At 34.7% G+C, this 17,234-nt stretch carries 13 protein-coding genes; 4 read left to right on the top strand and 9 right to left on the bottom strand.

The features are described from left to right. Window positions 1–228: 228 nt before the first annotated feature. On the bottom strand, window positions 229–1,440 hold the full coding sequence (hflX, locus tag MWU65_RS01815) for a GTPase HflX (RefSeq protein ID WP_247075264.1): 1,212 nt from the start codon (window positions 1,438–1,440) through the stop codon (window positions 229–231). A gap of 77 nt (window positions 1,441–1,517) precedes the next feature. Between hflX and MWU65_RS01810 the strand changes: the two genes are divergently transcribed. Then, window positions 1,518–2,492, top strand: a complete 975-nt coding sequence (locus MWU65_RS01810) for an endonuclease (RefSeq protein WP_247075262.1) — start codon at window positions 1,518–1,520, stop codon at window positions 2,490–2,492. Between the two features lie 14 nt (window positions 2,493–2,506). On the opposite strand, the gene MWU65_RS01805 is transcribed toward MWU65_RS01810, so the two are convergent. The 5 genes from MWU65_RS01805 to hemB all read right to left on the bottom strand — a co-directional run bounded on the left by MWU65_RS01805 (window position 2,507) and on the right by hemB (window position 7,292). Continuing rightward, window positions 2,507–3,220: a 3'-5' exonuclease gene (locus tag MWU65_RS01805; RefSeq protein ID WP_247075260.1), complete on the bottom strand. Its 714-nt coding sequence runs from the start codon at window positions 3,218–3,220 to the stop codon at window positions 2,507–2,509. Between the two features lie 74 nt (window positions 3,221–3,294). Continuing rightward, window positions 3,295–3,768 carry a methylated-DNA--[protein]-cysteine S-methyltransferase gene (locus tag MWU65_RS01800; RefSeq protein WP_247075257.1) on the bottom strand — a complete coding sequence of 158 codons (474 nt, stop codon included), beginning with the start codon at window positions 3,766–3,768 and terminating at the stop codon, window positions 3,295–3,297. Beyond that, the gene (locus tag MWU65_RS01795; protein WP_247075256.1) at window positions 3,768–4,901 is read right to left on the bottom strand and encodes a hemolysin family protein; all 1,134 of its coding nucleotides are present in this window, start codon (window positions 4,899–4,901) and stop codon (window positions 3,768–3,770) included. Before MWU65_RS01795 ends, MWU65_RS01800 begins: the two co-directional genes overlap by 1 nt. A gap of 87 nt (window positions 4,902–4,988) precedes the next feature. Then, window positions 4,989–6,290, bottom strand: a complete 1,302-nt coding sequence (locus tag MWU65_RS01790) for a serine hydrolase (RefSeq protein WP_247075254.1) — start codon at window positions 6,288–6,290, stop codon at window positions 4,989–4,991. Window positions 6,291–6,302: 12 nt separating this feature from the next. After that, a complete protein-coding gene (gene hemB / locus MWU65_RS01785) occupies window positions 6,303–7,292 on the bottom strand; it encodes a porphobilinogen synthase (protein WP_247075252.1) in 990 nt (329 codons plus the stop codon). 72 nt (window positions 7,293–7,364) lie between these two features. Between hemB and MWU65_RS01780 the strand changes: the two genes are divergently transcribed. The 3 genes from MWU65_RS01780 to MWU65_RS01770 all read left to right on the top strand — a co-directional run bounded on the left by MWU65_RS01780 (window position 7,365) and on the right by MWU65_RS01770 (window position 14,603). Continuing rightward, window positions 7,365–10,010, top strand: a complete 2,646-nt coding sequence (locus MWU65_RS01780; protein WP_247075251.1) for a DEAD/DEAH box helicase family protein — start codon at window positions 7,365–7,367, stop codon at window positions 10,008–10,010. Window positions 10,011–10,113: 103 nt separating this feature from the next. Further along, window positions 10,114–10,995, top strand: a complete 882-nt coding sequence (locus tag MWU65_RS01775; protein ID WP_247075249.1) for an ABC transporter ATP-binding protein — start codon at window positions 10,114–10,116, stop codon at window positions 10,993–10,995. A gap of 2 nt (window positions 10,996–10,997) precedes the next feature. Then, window positions 10,998–14,603, top strand: a complete 3,606-nt coding sequence (locus tag MWU65_RS01770) for a M1 family aminopeptidase (RefSeq protein WP_247075247.1) — start codon at window positions 10,998–11,000, stop codon at window positions 14,601–14,603. 331 nt (window positions 14,604–14,934) lie between these two features. On the opposite strand, the gene hemF is transcribed toward MWU65_RS01770, so the two are convergent. From hemF to MWU65_RS01755, 3 genes are read right to left on the bottom strand one after another with little or no spacing between them, the layout of a single operon-like run. Beyond that, on the bottom strand, window positions 14,935–15,840 hold the full coding sequence (hemF, locus tag MWU65_RS01765; protein ID WP_247075245.1) for an oxygen-dependent coproporphyrinogen oxidase: 906 nt from the start codon (window positions 15,838–15,840) through the stop codon (window positions 14,935–14,937). A gap of 45 nt (window positions 15,841–15,885) precedes the next feature. Then, window positions 15,886–16,455, bottom strand: a complete 570-nt coding sequence (locus tag MWU65_RS01760; RefSeq protein WP_247075243.1) for a GNAT family protein — start codon at window positions 16,453–16,455, stop codon at window positions 15,886–15,888. Then, complete coding sequence (locus MWU65_RS01755) at window positions 16,445–17,221, bottom strand: EI24 domain-containing protein (RefSeq protein ID WP_247075238.1); 777 nt, start codon at window positions 17,219–17,221, stop codon at window positions 16,445–16,447. The genes MWU65_RS01760 and MWU65_RS01755 overlap by 11 nt, the downstream gene beginning before the upstream one ends. Between the last annotated feature and the right edge of the window lie 13 nt (window positions 17,222–17,234).

Raw genomic sequence — 17,234 nt, 5'->3', positions numbered from 1 at the left:
CTTTTTAACTTCTTTTATGAAAAGCCAGATTTAGGGAAAAAGGCGTTTTATAATATTTTGCTGTAATTTTAGAATTGTTATTTCTTAACTACAGTGTAAAAATAGAAAGGAATGGTAAAATGCCACAATTTATGTTGTGAATGAACTCTATTTTGTTGTAAAAAAAAATAAAGGTCAATTTATCCGATGAAGTACATAATAAAAATGGAAAGGATTAAAAATTTAGTCCTAATATTCATCCAAATGTTCAGGGTATAAAAAATTGTTATACGGAAAACGGGTAATATGAATATCCCGTACTTCATCGTAAACTCTTTTTCTAAAAGTATCAAGGTTTTCATTATTTAAAGCGGATATAAACAAGGCGCGATCTCCAACTTTCTGCATCCAGGTTTTTTTCCACTCTTCTAGTGTAAAATGAATTTTGGTTTTTTCTGTCACCAAGTCATCATCATCAATAGTTTCGTGGGTAAATTGATCTATTTTATTAAAAACAATAATTGTTTTTTTATCATCACTCTTTATTTCTTCTAGAATCTTATGAACTGAAGCAATATGATCTTCAAAATTTGGATGAGATATATCTACAATATGTAGCAGTAGATCTGCTTCACGCACCTCATCTAATGTACTTTTAAAACTCTCAACTAATTGTGTTGGCAGCTTTCGTATAAACCCAACAGTATCACTCAATAGAAATGGTAAGTTTCCTAAAACTACTTTTCTAACGGTTGTATCTAAGGTTGCAAACAATTTGTTTTCTGCGAAAACCTCACTTTTACTTACAACATTCATTAAGGTAGACTTGCCAACATTGGTATACCCAACTAAAGCAACTCTAACCAATGAACCCCGGTTACCACGCTGGGTTTCCATTTGTCGGTCTATTTTACTCAGTTTCTTTTTAAGTAAAAAGATGCGATCACGTACAATACGTCTATCGGTTTCTATTTCTGTTTCTCCAGGACCACGCATACCAATACCACCCTTTTGTCTTTCTAAGTGTGTCCATAAGCCAGTTAGCCTTGGTAATAAATATTCGTATTGTGCTAATTCTACCTGGGTACGAGAATAGCTAGTTTGTGCCCGCTGGGCAAAAATGTCTAGGATTAAGGTGGTGCGATCAACAATCTTACATTTTAAATGCTTTTCAATGTTCCGTTGTTGCCCCGGAGTTAGTTCGTCATCAAAAATTACAGATCCTATATCGTTTTCCTCAACATATTGAGCAACCTCATCCATTTTACCACTACCTATATAGGTCTTTGGGTTTGGAGTGTCTATTTTTTGAACAAATCGCTTGTAGACTTCTCCACCTGCTGTGTAGGTTAAAAATTCTAATTCATCTAAATATTCGGTAACTTTTTGCTCGGTCTGACTCTTACTTATTACTCCTATAAGTACAGCTTTTTCATATTCTACGTCTTTCTTCTCTAGCATAAAACTTTTTTATAATGCAAATCTAATCAATACTTGCGAAGCTATTTTTGTATTTTAGCACCAAATATTAAAAAGAGATGCTTTTTTCGTTTTTTAAGACAAAAATTAGAACAAGTTTATTTACAATTGCGTTTTACAATTTAGAAAATCTGTTTGATACCATAGATGGTGAAGACACTTTGGATGGAGAATTTACTCCAAAAGGAGAAAAGAGATGGACCACAAGTAGATACAATAAAAAACTGTATAAAATAGGAAATACCATTTCCCAAATAGGGAAAAGCACCTCTGAAATTTCCCCTGTTCTTATTGGGGTGGCAGAAGTAGAAAATAAAACGGTTTTAAACGATTTATTAAATACGAGCCCTATCGCAGATATTAATTATGGATATGAACATTACGACTCTCCGGATGAACGGGGAATTGATACGGCCTTAATTTATCACAAAGATTTTTTTACGGTTATAGCCTCTGAGCCCATTCCTTTGTTAATTCAGAACTTAAATGGAGACAGAGATGCTACCCGAGATATCCTTTATGTTCATGGAAGGTTAAATGGTGAAGAAGTACACGTTTTTGTAAACCATTGGCCATCCAAGCGAGAAGGAAATGGAGAGACCGATTATAAGCGGATAGAGGCGGCCGCCACAATAAAGCGGTTTATGTCTAAAATTGAAGCTGAAGTAGTAAGCCCCAATTATATTATTATGGGCGACTTTAATGATGGACCAAAAGCTGAAAGCATTGCATCCCTATTAGAAACCAAAGTGTTGTTTAATCCTATGGAAAATTTGATAACACCAAAAAGAGGGAGTGCCAATTATAAAAGAAAATGGAGCTTGTTTGACCAAATCATTATTTCTCATAATTTTTTAAATTATGAAAAGGGCACCCATAGTTTTACGGAAGCCAATGTTTTTGATGAACATTTTTTAACCGAGTTTAAAGGGAAGTACAAAGGAAACCCTTTTAGAACCTATGTGGGTAAAAAATATATTGGCGGTTACAGTGACCATTTCCCAGTGTTTTTACAATTAAAATACAATAAGTAAATTTAATTTAAAGGCTACACCCGCTTAATTTCATCCTTATGTAGCAAGTCTTCATTGCGCAAGCGTAAAAATACTTGAGCAATGGCAATGACGTCTAATTCGCAATATTTTACAATTCTGTCTATATCATTTTCAATATAAAAAACATCACGTACCATACTACCGTCTATATCTTCTTTTGGCGAGGGTACCCCCAGTACGTTGGCCATTAGTTTTAGTGAGGTATAGTGCTTGTAGTCTCCAAATTTCCACAACTCCATAGTATCTAAATGCGGCACTTCCCACGGTTTTTTACCAAAGAGGTTTAGCTTAACGGGTAAATCTATTTTATTTATTAGCATACGACGCGCCATATAAGGAAAATCGAATTCCTTACCATTGTGTGCACACAGCACATATTTCGGAGAGCTAAAATGTGTTGTTAATAAATTATTAAATTCTTTTAATAAGGAAGCTTCTTCGCCAAAAAAGGTGGTTACTCTAAAACTGCGCTTCTCTCCATTGTTATTAAAATACCCGACAGAAATACAGACGATTTTTCCAAATTCGGCCCAAATTCCAGCTCGGTCATAAAATTCTTCAGGAGTAAACTCTTCTTGGCGTTTGTAGGCTGTTTTCTGTGCCCAAAGTTCTTTTTTCTCTTCCGTTAATTCATTAAAATCCCTGTTTTCCGGTACTGTTTCTATATCTAAAAACAGTATATGTTCTATGTTTATTTTTGATAGCATAGGCCGTATTTAATATATAAATATCAGATAAAATAGTTAAAACATCAAACAAACGATGGTTTAAGTTGCTACTTTTAAAATAGGGATTGTTGTTTTGCAGGGCTTTCGTGTTCCAATAGCCATTTTTTACGATGCAAGCCACCTGCATAGCCGGTTAAAGACCCATCACTGCCAATAACGCGGTGACAGGGAACAATGATCCATAGTGGGTTTTTAGCATTTGCAGCGGCCACTGCTCTAATTGCTTTGGGATCTCCAAGTAGTTTTGCAAGTTCTAGGTAGGCACAGGTTTTTCCGTAAGGAATTTGTAAAAGTGCATCCCAAACGGTTTTTTGAAATGCAGTACCTGATGGATTTAAAACCAAATCGAAGGTTTCTCTTTTTCCTTCAAAATATTCTTGAAGCTGATAAACCACATCTTCCAATATTTCGGGAATTACGGTTGTTAGCTCTTCAGTATCATCCAAAACAGTAACTGTGGCAAGTCCGTCAGAATCACCTTCTATTTTGGCAATGCCCAAAGGGGTCTTTATATAGGCGACTTCCATTAATTGATGTCTTGTTCAGAATCACCTTCTTCTCCTATTAGACCCATTTTTTTGGCTCTATTTTCCCAGTTTTTACGAGCCAATAGCTGTAAGTCTTCTGTATGGTCACTTTCATCCATGATTTCCATACCCAATAGAGTTTCTATAACATCTTCCATAGTAACCATACCACTTACAGAACCATATTCATCGACTACCAAGGCTATATGTCCTCTCTTTTTTATAAAAATCTCAAACAATTTTGTAATTGGAGTATTCCGTTCCGTAGCTAAAATTTCTCTTTTTATAGTTGATAATTGACTTTCACCGTTTTTATTAATAACCTCTTCTAAAATGGTGTCTTTTAGTACAAATCCTGTAATATTATCTAAGCTGCCACTATAAACAGGAATTCTAGAAAATCTCATTTTTGGGTTTGCTGAATAAAAATCGTTAATAGTAGCAGTTTCTGCCGCAGTTTTCATGACACTGCGTGGTGTCATTATATGTTTGGCTAAAATTTCATCGAATTCTAATAGGTTGCGAATAATTTTAGATTCGGATTCTTGAAAAACTCCTTCTTCATGGGCAATGTCTGCCATTGTGGTAAAATCTTCCCTACTCAATACACTGCCATGGTGCTCTTTGCTGCCCACCAATTTTGTAAATAATTGTAACAACCACAAAAGTCCGGTCCATTTTAAGGCTAAAACCATAATATTTAGGGTTTTCGCGGTAAATTTGGCCAATTGTTTCCAATACGTTGCCCCTATGGTTTTTGGTATTATTTCTGAGGCCACTAGGATTAAAATGGTCATAATGGTAGAAACTACCCCAACCATTAGGTCTTCAGTAAACGAAATACCAAGAATACTTTTTGTTTCAGTACCGTACATTTCCGCATAGGCTACTTTAGCTTGTACACCAACCAAAATTGCACCAACGGTATGTGCAATAGTATTTAAAGTTAAAATAGCAATTAATGGCTTGTCTACATCTTTTTTTAGAATTTCTAAATCTAGAGCAAAACTTTTACCTTCCTTCTTTTTTACATTAATAAATGTTGGTGAAATAGTTAATAAAACTGCTTCTAGGATAGAACACAGAAAGGAAAAGAAAATTGAAACAAATGCGTAAAACAATAATATGCCCATAGTCCGTAATTAGAATACAAAAGTAACAAAAAGTTGGCAGTCTGTCGGTATCTAGTTGTGACAGATAACTTTAATAAAACGTATTTTTTATTTTTTAGTGGCCGTGTAAAAAACCTGTTGTAGTGCCGGCCTAATATTTAGGGTATATAAATTTCTGTTTGTTCTTGTAGGATATACCCGATTGGACATAAAAATAAAAATTAATTTATGCTCTGGATCGGCCCAAGTAAAGGTACCTGTAAAACCAGCATGACCAAAACTTGCTGCACTTACTTCTGGTGCTGGGTATGCTTTTGATAGGGGCAAAGTATCGTTTCCAAGAGTTGGTTTGTCAAAGCCCAAACCACGCCGATTGTCATTCTCTGGGTATTGCACCCTTGTAAATTCTTTTACTGTAGCTTCTGAAAAATAGCGCTTGCCGTTAAAGGTGCCATTATTTAAGTACAATTGCATCATCTTAGCCATATCCATAGCAGTAGCAAATAAACCTGCATTACCAGAAATTCCGCCTAAAAGTGCTGCATTTTCATCATGAACATAATTGTGCGTCAATTCTTTTCTAAAAAGGGTATCTACCTCTGTTGAGACAATGGCATTGGTAAAGTTTTTGGTTTTAGGTAGAAATCCTAAGGTTGTAGTACCTAAAGGCTGATAAAAATTCTGGTCCAAATAAGTAGCATAATTCTCACCCGTAAGCTGTTTAATTATTTCTGGATACAATAAGAATGTAAGACCAGAATACCTGTATTTTTTTTCTTCCGATACTTTTGACCTATTTATTTGCCGGAAGACCTTGTGCTTAAACCTATTTTTTACATACAAGTCTTTATAAGCTTGATTAGAAAATCGATTACTTTGATGATCTTTAATAAATCTAGATTTTGGATTTCCATTTTTCTTTATAACTTCATTTAGGAAAACAATGTAGGGTTGCAAACCTGCTTGATGCGCTAATATTTCTCTAACAGTGAGGTTGTTTTTGTTTTTTTTGTGTTTCCAAGGTTTCCAGTAGTTGCTAAATGGTGCGTCTAAATTTAGTTTGTCTTCGTCATAAAGCTTCATTAACGCTGGTAAGGCTGCTGTAATTTTGGTCACCGAAGCCAGATCATACACATCATTCAACTTTACTTTCTGTAGGCTATCATAGGTATGAAAACCATAGGCCTCATGGAATATAATTTTAGAATCCTTAGCTACCAAAAGCTGAGCGCCTGGGAATGCATGGTTTGCTATACCATGAATCATAATAGAATCAACTTTTTGATAAACCGTAACAGAATCTAAACCAGCCCCTAAAAGCCTTCCTTTTGTTAGATCTTGTCCAAATGAAAACAGCATACTAAAAAAAAGTATTAGAAACACAGATTTAGTATGCTGTTGTAATTTCATTTGAATGTAAAATTAACCTAAAATACGAATTACATCTTTAGCAAAATAACTGGCAATAATATTTGCACCTGCTCTTTTAATGGCTGTAAGTTGTTCCATAACCACAGCATCATGGTCTACCCAACCTTTTTCAGCCGCCGCTTTAACCATTGCATATTCTCCACTAACCTGATACACCGCAACAGGCACATCCACTTCATTTTTAATTTCCCGAACAATATCTAAATAGCACAATCCTGGTTTTACCATTACAATATCTGCACCTTCATCGATATCCAATTCCGTTTCTCGAATTGCTTCAAAACGGTTGGCATAATCCATTTGATATGTTTTTTTATCCTTAGGAACATTCTTTATATCTACTGGAGCAGAATCTAAAGCATCTCTAAATGGGCCATAGAAGGCAGAGGCATATTTAGCACTATAACTCATTATACCTGTATTGTAAAAGCCATCATCTTCTAATGCTTCTCTAATGCTTAAAATGCGACCGTCCATCATGTCGCTTGGTGCAACAAAATCTGCTCCAGCTTCTGCGTGAGACACACTCATTTCAGTAAGCACTTCAACAGATTCATCGTTTAAAACTATTCCGTCTTCTATAATTCCATCGTGACCATAAGAAGAATATGGATCCAAAGCAACATCGGTCATTACCAACATCCCCGGACACGCATTTTTTACCGTTTTAACAGCACGTTGCATTAATCCGTTAGGGTTTACGGCTTCGGTACCTTTATTGTCTTTTAGATGATCTTCTACTTTAGCAAAAAGCAAAACAGACTTTAAGCCCATTTTCCAAAGTTCCTTTACCTCTTTCTCTAACAGGTCTAAACTGTACCTAAAATAATTGGGCATGGACGGTATTTCATCTTTAATACCTTTGCCTTCTACCACGAAAAGGGGTACCAAAAAATCATCAGGAGACACTATGGTTTCACGAACCAAAGCACGGATGGCTTCATTACTACGTAATCTTCTATTTCTAATAATGGGATACATAATTATTGTTTACTTTAGTAGTGTCAAAGTTACTTAATATCAACTAAAAATCAAGAAACCAAGAGTTTTCATTTGAATACAATTTCTAACATTTTAAATTTCAAGTTTACTTGGCGTAATTATCAACAAAAATTTTTAGATAATTTTGATACTCATATAAGTGACAAACACTTACATGTTGTTGCCCCTCCTGGTTCTGGAAAAACCATTCTAGGATTAGAAATCCTGAAAAGAGTTAACCAAGCTACCTTGGTTTTATCACCTTCACTAACCATTAGAAACCAATGGAAAGATAGAATGTTAACTTTTTTTTTAGAAGATGATTCTTTTGTGAATTACTCTACGAATATAAAAAAACCGAAACAAATTACCTTTGCTACCTACCAAGCTTTATACGCCTTACATAAAGATTTTAATAAAGAAGATAATTCAAAAACTTTAATAGGTTTTATTCAGCAAAATGGCATAAAAACTGTAGTTTTAGATGAGGCTCATCACTTGAAAAATGAATGGTGGAAATGCTTGTTTGAAATTAAAAAAGCAGCCGACATTACCATTATTTCGCTTACAGCTACACCTCCTTATGATAGCGAATCTAATGAGGTTAAAAAGTATTTTGATTTATGTGGGCCAATAGATGATGAAATTGTTGTTCCTGATTTAATTAAGAATGGTGATTTATGTCCACATCAGGATTATGTCTATTTTTCTAAGCCTGAAGAAGCACAAATAAAGTATATTATTCACTATCGTGAAAACATATTAAATTTTATAAATAATCTTGTTGCAGACCAAGAGTTTGTTTTTATGCTGCAAGAACATTCGTTTTATAAAAATACAGAAGTAGCATTAGAAAATATTTATAGTAAACCACTGTACTATTCATCCATAATAGTATTTTTAAATGCCGCTCAAATAGCGATTCCAAAAGAAAAAATAACCCTTTTAGGTTTTAAGGATAATAAAATTAAGTTTCCCTTATTAAATTACGATTGGTTGACAATTTTACTGCAAGAATTGTTGGTTGTAGAACGAGAACAATTCCCGCTTTTTGAAGAAAAACTGCTTGCTATTGAAAAAGACTTACGCAAAATAGGTGCTTTTGAAAAAAAGCGAGTCGATTTTATTGGCATAGAACACTTGTACAGAACCCTAGCGAATAGCCCTAGTAAATTAAAGGGTATAAACACCATAATTAGAGCTGAAGGCAATAGCCTAGGCGATACTTTAAGAGCAGTTATTTTAACCGATTTTATTAGGCAAGAGTTTTTGTCTTTTACGGGCAATAACACCAAAGAGTTAAACAAATTAGGCGTTGTTTCAATTTTTCAATATTTACGAACGCAAAGCAACCACAAAGAGCAGTTAGCTGTGCTTACGGGGTCTATTGTTATTCTCCACAAAAAGGCGATTATCAATCTAAAAAAGATAGTAAATGATTCGGAGTTTACGGCAAAACCTTTAGAAGTAGACACCGACTTTGTAGTAATCACAGCATTTGTAAAGGGCAAAAATACTGTAGTTGCTGCCGTAACAGAACTTTTTGAAAATGGAACTATCAAAGTTCTGGTAGGCACTAAAGCCTTACTTGGCGAAGGGTGGGATGCTCCTGCTATGAATACATTAGTTTTAGCAACTTATGTTGGCTCTTTTGTGTCGTCTAATCAAATGAGAGGTAGAGCAATTCGGACTCAGGCAGGAAACAAAAATAAAACAGCTAATATTTGGCATTTGGCGTGTATAGACCCAACAGATAGTACTGGCGGTAAGGATTTAGAACAATTAATACGTAGGTTTTCGGCATTTAAAGGTGTTTCACTAAAAGGAGAACCTTACATTTTAAATGGAATTGATAGGTTGGATTTACCTGAAATTTACAAACCAGAAATAAATTTAGATACCCTTAATAAGGAAACTTTTTCGATAGCGAAGCAAAGAAATACAATCGCGAAAAGGTGGGAACAAGCCATTAGCAAAGGAGCTGTTTTTATTCGAGAATTAAAAGTCTTATACAGTGATGATGTACCTTATCCTCAACAGAAAAAATTACGAAGTGTAAATGCTGCCAAATATCTTTTGTTAGAAATTGTTGTTGGGATTTTTGCACTTGTACCAGAGTTTATTCTTAAAAATTTAGGGGTTTTGCTAAGCAAAGGATTAGTACAAATGATATCCTTATTTTTTGGTGTAATTTTTTTAGGTTTTGTTCCTAAAGCTTACAAGGCCTTAAAGCTATATTTTTTGTTTGGAAATATGGAACGTAAAACAAAAGACATTGCAAATGCTGTGCTAAAATCTCTGGTGGGATCAAATAAAATTGCGACTCCTAGTGCTAAAATTAGGATAGTAACTGAAAGGCAGCCAAACGGAGTCTTTGAGTGCTATATTATTGGGGCTACAACGAACGAGAGTTCTTTATTTATTTCTATTTTAGAAGAAATTATAGCACCAGTAGAAAATCCTAAGTATTTAATAGATAATAGTTCTTGGTTAAAAAGAAAATGGAATTTAAGAACATTCTATGTTGTACCTGCTATTTTTTCTAAACAAAAAGAAGAAGCTAAAAAATTTCACTTCCATTGGAAAGAATATGTGGGTAACTCATCTCTAATTTATACGAGAACAAGACATGGTAGAAAATTGCTCGTTAAGGCTAAGATGGCACATATTTTTTATCAATTTAAAGAAGCGTCTAAACAAACTATTACCTGGAGATAAGTATTCAATGTAAGATATATGTAAATTAAGTATTTAAACTTGTAACAATGAAACTATTCTAGGTACTAATTAACCAATAGCTATAAATTTAAAGAACAGATATATGCTTTCTATCAAAAACCTTAACAAAACCTATCCAAACGGAACACAGGCCTTATCCAATGTAAATCTAGAAATTAACAAAGGAATGTTTGGGCTTTTGGGGCCAAATGGAGCTGGTAAATCTACACTAATGCGTACAATTGCAACCTTGCAATTAGCCGATAGTGGAAGTATAGCGTTTAACGGTATTGATGTATTTTCACAGCCTGAGGAATTGCGTCAAGTATTGGGGTATTTGCCTCAAGATTTTGGAGTTTACCCTAAGGTTTCTGCTGAAATGATGTTAAATCATATCGCAAAAATTAAAGGAATCCAGCATAGTGGTGAACGTAAATCTTATGTGGCAGATTTACTAAACAAAGTAAATTTATACAAGTTCCGCAAAAGAAACTTGGGTGATTATTCTGGTGGTATGCGCCAACGGTTTGGCATTGCGCAAGCCTTAATTGGCAATCCTAAGCTAATAATTGTAGATGAACCAACAGCAGGTTTAGATCCACTGGAGCGTAATCGATTTCATAATTTATTGAGTGAATTAGGAGAAGATGCTGTAGTTATATTATCTACGCATGTTGTAGACGATGTTATTAACCTGTGTACCAATATGGCTGTTTTTAATGACGGACAAGTGCTGGTTCAAGGTCATCCTTTAGAACTCTCCAATTCTCTAAACGGTAAAGTCTTTAGAAAAAGCATACAAAAAGAAGAAATTGCTGCCTATGAAGAAAGTCACACGGTTTTATCTTCGTACTTGCGTAGCGGCAATCTACACGTTAATGTTTATGCGGATACCCATCCGGGCGAAGGTTTTGAAGTTATCAACAATACGTTAGAAGATTTTTATTTCTATAGCATCAATCAAAAAATGGCGCAAACGGTGTAATTATGAAAGAAATATTTTTATTTGAGCTCAAGTATAGGTTGCGCAGACCAATAACCTATGTCTACCTGTTTTTACTATTTATTATTCCCTTGTTACTGGCTGTTTTTCAGGATTCTGGTACCGCACAGTTTACCAATAGCCCTAACGCCATTGCTGGTGTTTTAGGGGGGTTAAGTATCATTGGATTGTTTTTTTATGCTGCGATTATGGGAGTTCCGGTATATAGAGATGAGGAACACAAAACAGCACAAACGTACTTTACATACCCAATATCGGAGAAGAGTTATTTGATGGGTCGGTTTTTTGGAAGTTTTACTATTGTAACATTAATGAATATTGGTGCTGTACTTGGTGCCATGATGGGTTTTACCATTGGAGCCTTATTAAATAGGCCAGATTACGGTACTTATACGGGGTTCGATTTTACAGCTTACCTATTGCCATTTCTGTTTTATCTCACCTTTAACTCATTATTTATTGGCGTCTTGTTTTTTAGTTTAATGACTTTCTTTAAAAGAATGTCTATTTTGTATTTGGGTGGAATTCTTATTTTTATTCTCAGCAGTGTAGCAGGTAATTTACTGGGAAATTTAGACAGTCAATGGCTAAGTGTTTATGTAGACCCATTTGGGTCTGAAGCTTATAAATACATTAAGAAATACTGGTCTATTAATGAAGTTAATACCTTGTATTTGCCAATGTACGGAGAGTTTTTATTAAATCGTATCCTATGGTTTTCAATTAGTATTGCCATTTTTTTATTCACTCTTTTTAAGTTTACTTATCCTAATTTTTTAATTCCGAAGCGGGCTAAAAAAATTAAGGATGATGCCACCGTTCCACAACCAACACTTGCCATAGCAACTATTAAACAAGTTTATAGTAAAAAAGCAAATTGGGGTAATTTATGGTCATTGAGTAAAATTGAATTTTTATCTATAGTAAAGGAAAATGCCTTTATTATTCTTATTATAATTGGAACGATTTTTTCAATTTTTATTGCGACGCAATCTACGCAAACCTACGGTACGCCATCCTTACCCTTAACTAGATTTATGGTACAGGAACTAAGTGCTGGTTTGCTCGTTTTTTCTATCATTATCCTTGTTATTTATGCGGGTGAAGCAGTTCATAGGACCAGAAATAATAAAACTTTTGAGTTTTATGATGCATTGCCAGTTACCAATGCAACCTTGTATGTCTCTAAAATTATTGCCTTGGTTGGTGTAGCGGCATTACTTACCCTAGTAACCATTTTAGTAGGGATGCTCTATCAAACCTATAATGGCTATTTTAACTATGAGTTGGGCATGTACCTTACCTTTAATTTTGCCAATATATTCCCAGCCTATATTACAACAGTATTGCTTGCCTTTTTTATACACGTATTGGCCAATAATAAATTTTTAGGTCACTTTTTGGTTATTCTAATTTCCTTAGGTCTGCCTTTACTCATCACCTTAATTTTCAAAATAAATAATCCCTTGTTTATTTATGGAAGTGTTCCAGCTAGCTTTTTAAGTGATTTAAATGGGTTTGGACATTATTTAAGTGGGGGGTTTTGGTTAAATCTATACTGGATCCTCTTCAGTTGCATATTAGCCATCATTGGCTATGTTTTCTGGAATAGAGGGTTTTATTCTTCGTTTAAAGAAAGACTCCGGTTGGCGGTGAGTCGTTTTAAGGCAAAAACTATTGGGGCAACGGTAGTCTTTTTAGTTTTATTTATGGCGGTAGGTGCCTACAGTTATTACAATTTAAAAGTGCTCAACAGTATTGAAAGTTCAGATCACGGTAACAAAATTGCTGCTGATGCAGAAAAAAAATATGCTAAATATTTAAACAAGCCACACCTGCAAATAGTTGCTCTTAAGGCCAAAGTGGATATTTACCCGAAAGAAAGAGATGTGTATGCTGAGGGTGATTTTACGGCTGTAAATAACTTTGATACACCTATAGACACTCTTTTGTTGGAAGTAAAGTTTGGGGTTGCAGACACCAAAATAACCAAAGTTGTGTACAATGGTAATGAACTACAACCCTTTTTAAAAGACAGTATTTATAGGTTGTTTATGTACAAATTACCTGAACCATTACAACCTAAGGATACTGCAGATTTGGTAATTCATACGAGGGCTATAACCCAAGGTTTTTCTAACGGATTAGAGACTAGCGTTCTTAATAATGGCACTTTTTTTAGAGATGATATTTTCCCTTCTTTTCATTATGAAATTGCGTTAACAGACAATGGTACACGTAAAAAATATGGGCTAGATGAAATGGATTATCTATTGTCGCCTAGGACAGACAGTCTAGCGTTACGTAAAAACTTGTTTAATGAGGATGCTAACTATTTATCGTTTGAAGCTACTGTGAGTACTGCTAAAGGGCAGACAGCCATTGCTCCAGGCAAACTTATAAAGCAGTGGGATGAAGGAGAACGAAGCTATTTTACCTATCAGTTAGGAGATAAGACCGACTATTTCTTCAACTTTGCCTCCGCTGCATATGATATAGAAAGAGATACGTGGACAGCGCCTAGCGGGAAAAAAGTAAATATTGAAATTTACCATTCCCCCAAACACAAACGAAATCTAGAACATTTTATACATGGGATAAAGGTTTCTTTGGATTACAATTCTAAAAACTTTTTTGAATATCCATATACGGTATTACGTATAGTTGAGTTTCCTGCGTACTCGGTTTTTGCACAATCATTTGCAACAACAATTCCCTATTCTGAAGATTTTGGTTTTGTAGCCGATTTTTCTAAGGCAGAAGATTTTAATTATGCCTTTCGTGTAACCGCGCACGAGGTGGCACACCAATGGTGGGGACATATAGTTACTCCAAGTAAAACCTCTGGTGCTAATATTATTTCCGAAACCTTGGCAGAGTATGTGTCATTGATGACCATGAAAAAAGAGTATGGCGAAAACGGAATACAATCATTTTTAAAAAATTCATTGGACTCTTATTTAAGCAGTCGCCAATTTAGCTTTAAACCAGAGCGCTCCTTATTAAATGTAGAAACCGGTCAACATATATGGTACCAGAAAGGCTCTATGGTAATGTACGAGCTGCAAGATGTTATTGGGGAAGACAAAATTAACAACGCCTTAAAGCAATTCTTAAACGAGTATAAATATTTTAATAAAGGGGTTTATGCTACTTCTGAAAATTTATTTGATGCCATTTATGGTATTACCCCAGATTCTTTAAAGTATAAGGTTACTGATGGATTTAAAGAAATTGTCTTGTATGAGAACAAGGTAAACGAAGCAAAAACTAAAAAATTGGGTAATGGAAAATGGGAAACCACCTTTACGGTGAATTCTGCTAAAATTTATTATGATGATCAAGGAAAAGAGAGAGAAACAGATACCAAGAAGAATTTGGTTGATGTTGGACTTTTTGGTGCCGATATTAAAAATGAAGATAATGTAACCATTAAGAATCCATATTACTTTGAACTAAAATGGTTGGCTCCAGGTGACAATACCTTTACCGTTATAACGGATAAAAAACCTGAAAAAGCAGGAATAGATCCCTACAATAAGTTGATAGACCGTAAGTCTGATGATAATTTAAAATCCGTTCTAGAATAACAGCTAAAACAGTATAGATTGCTTATAAAAAACGCTCCAGATGGGGCGTTTTTTATAAGTCAATTAATTTTATTTATAATACTAGGTAGTTGGTTGGGGTTTGTTCTGCATTCAAACCCTATAAAAAACTGACGTGTTAACCGATAAATGAAACTGAATAACGCAATAGTTATCATTGGCCTACGAAAAACTGAAAAAAGAATATACTAAGTGGTTTGTTTCTGTTGTTTTAACAAGAGAATTGTCCTAAGCAGCTAAGAGTAATAATAGGAATGTTAAAAGGTGTTTTTTTCAATACTATTGTATGGGTGATAGGTTTTATTTTCTAGTGCTAAAGAATCCATTCTTTTGGCTCCTTTAAAACTTGTAGTAATTTATCTTCCGGACTTTCTGGTTCTGGGTTATGGTCATATACCCATTGTACGTGGGGTGGAAGGCTCATTAAAATACTTTCTATTCTACCATTGGTTTTAAGACCAAATAGGGTGCCTTTGTCGTGTACCAAGTTAAACTCTACATATCGCCCTCTTCTAATTTCCTGCCAGTCCTTTTGGTCCTTGTTATAGACCAAATCTTTTCTTTTTTCTACAATAGGCACATAACTCTTTAAAAAACTATTCCCGACTTCGGTTACAAAACTATACCAATCTTGCAAAGACAGTTCATCTGTTGCTTTACAATAGTCAAAAAACAAACCGCCAATGCCGCGAGCTTCATTTCTGTGGGTGTTCCAAAAGTATTCATCGCAGCGTGCTTTGTATTTGGGATAAAACTCAAGATTATGGGTGTCGCACGCAGTTTTACAAACCGTATGGAAATGAGTTGCGTCTTCATCAAACAAATAATAGGGGGTTAAATCTTGTCCGCCTCCAAACCACTGGTCTACAATGTTTCCTTCTTTGTCATACATTTCAAAATAACGCCAATTGGCGTGTACCGTTGGCACCATTGGGTTTTTAGGGTGTAATACAAGACTTAATCCGCAAGCAAAAAAATTGGCATCTTTAACGCCAAAATACTTTTGCATACTCTCGGGAAGCTCGCCGTGAACTGCAGAAATATTTACACCACCTTTTTCAAAAACAGCTCCATGCTCTATAACCCTTGTTCTGCCGCCTCCGCCTTCTGGACGCTTCCAAAGGTCTTGTTTAAAGGTAGCAACGCCATCTATGGCTTCTAATTTGGCTGTAATAGTGTCTTGTAATTCTTCTATGTACTTGTAAAATTTGTTTTTCATAACTTAAACATCTCGCCCAAATCTAAAAGTGATTATTAATTCACTTCAATTTTTGTGTAGGGCATTCTCATTACTATTTGTCTCTTTGTATAATCTATACAACTCCATATCCACTGGTTTTTCACCAGAAGGAGTAAATTCATTTTTCAATGTTTTTTGCCATCTAAAGTCATTCTGTTCAGCTACAGCAACACTTGCTTTATTTGTTTTATGCGTAATAATTATTAACGATTTTAGTCCTAAGTTGGTAAAAACATAACTACTTAATTCTTTAACTGCTTTTGCAATTAGACCCTTCCCCTTAAATTCATATCCAATACAGTACGCAAATTCTGCTTCTTTAGTCTCCCAATCAAAGTTTTTAATATAAATAAGACCCGCCAATACATTAGTTTCCTTTTTTTTTAGTAAAAAAAGGAGCACTTCAGTTTCCCGATATTGTTTTTCTTTTTTAACGGCAAATATATGAGATAAATCAGGTGTGAGATTTTGTGCAAGAGTCTGTGGTAAATATCGTTTTAATCGATCTTCATTAGTAACCATAAAATTACACAAGGCCCAGGCATCTTTTTCCTCAATTGGGGCTAAGTAAAACGATTGGAGTTCAAGAATCATTTTGCATATCTTTTTGGTTTGCAAGGAGTTTGTCTGCCTGTATCAAATTTACTGTTTTTGTAGAAGCAGCCGTAACAGATAATGGTAAAACCAGAATAATACCCAAAATTGGAATAAGTAAAAATAGCATAAAAACAATACCGTTTCCTATTGCAACACCTCTGTGTTTCTGCACAAACTGTATGCTTTCTTTGTATTTAAAATGGCGCTCTAAGGTGTAATCCATATTACCGAAACCTGCATAATAGGCTTGAACTAGAAACAGGAGTACAGTAGAAAGCATGCCTATTATTGGAATAAAACCAATAAGAACAATAGGTATGGTTAGTAGGAGCTCTTTCGATAAATTTCTGAGGTTTATGCGAATGCCGCGCCAAAGTTGTTCGCTAAATGAAGTGTCTCTGTGCTGGTGATTGTCTATACCTGTTAAATAGGTCTCTATTTTTTCTGAAACTGGACTCATAAATGGTGCCGATAGTGCCATTATAATGTGTTTATATAAAACCAAACCAATGGCAATAATGAAGGTGGCACCAATAAAATTAGAAATTGAACTAAAGGTTTCTTTACCCCATTCCCAAAGCCATATTTGCGATATAATGGATCCAATAGTATCAGATAACCCATAGGCTAATAAACCAATGGAAACTGCGGTAATAATGCTAATTAAAATAGGGATAAAAAAGTATTTCCAAAGCTTTAGTTTAGAAATTAGCGAAAAACTACCAGCGTATGCTCTTATGCCTTTTAGGATGTTCTGTATCACTTTTTAGTCTTTA

It is taken from the genome of Cellulophaga sp. F20128 (genome assembly GCF_023015805.1).
Lineage (GTDB): Bacteria > Bacteroidota > Bacteroidia > Flavobacteriales > Flavobacteriaceae > Cellulophaga.
Note: the sequence above shows the minus strand (reverse complement) of the source record. Positions and strands in the feature narration are given on the sequence as shown.

Bases quoted from the DNA above. Each gene is read 5' to 3' on its own strand.
- MWU65_RS01760 (WP_247075243.1), bottom strand. From the start codon at position 16,455: ATGATTCTTGAACTCCAATCGTTTTACTTAGCCCCAATTGAGGAAAAA.
- MWU65_RS01800 (WP_247075257.1), bottom strand. From the start codon at position 3,768: ATGGAAGTCGCCTATATAAAGACCCCTTTGGGCATTGCCAAAATAGAA.
- MWU65_RS01795 (WP_247075256.1), bottom strand. From the start codon at position 4,901: ATGGGCATATTATTGTTTTACGCATTTGTTTCAATTTTCTTTTCCTTT.
- MWU65_RS01770 (WP_247075247.1), top strand. From the start codon at position 10,998: ATGAAAGAAATATTTTTATTTGAGCTCAAGTATAGGTTGCGCAGACCA.
- hemF (WP_247075245.1), bottom strand. From the start codon at position 15,840: ATGAAAAACAAATTTTACAAGTACATAGAAGAATTACAAGACACTATT.
- hemB (WP_247075252.1), bottom strand. From the start codon at position 7,292: ATGTATCCCATTATTAGAAATAGAAGATTACGTAGTAATGAAGCCATC.
- MWU65_RS01805 (WP_247075260.1), bottom strand. From the start codon at position 3,220: ATGCTATCAAAAATAAACATAGAACATATACTGTTTTTAGATATAGAA.
- MWU65_RS01775 (WP_247075249.1), top strand. From the start codon at position 10,114: ATGCTTTCTATCAAAAACCTTAACAAAACCTATCCAAACGGAACACAG.
- MWU65_RS01790 (WP_247075254.1), bottom strand. From the start codon at position 6,290: ATGAAATTACAACAGCATACTAAATCTGTGTTTCTAATACTTTTTTTT.
- hflX (WP_247075264.1), bottom strand. From the start codon at position 1,440: ATGCTAGAGAAGAAAGACGTAGAATATGAAAAAGCTGTACTTATAGGA.
- MWU65_RS01810 (WP_247075262.1), top strand. From the start codon at position 1,518: ATGCTTTTTTCGTTTTTTAAGACAAAAATTAGAACAAGTTTATTTACA.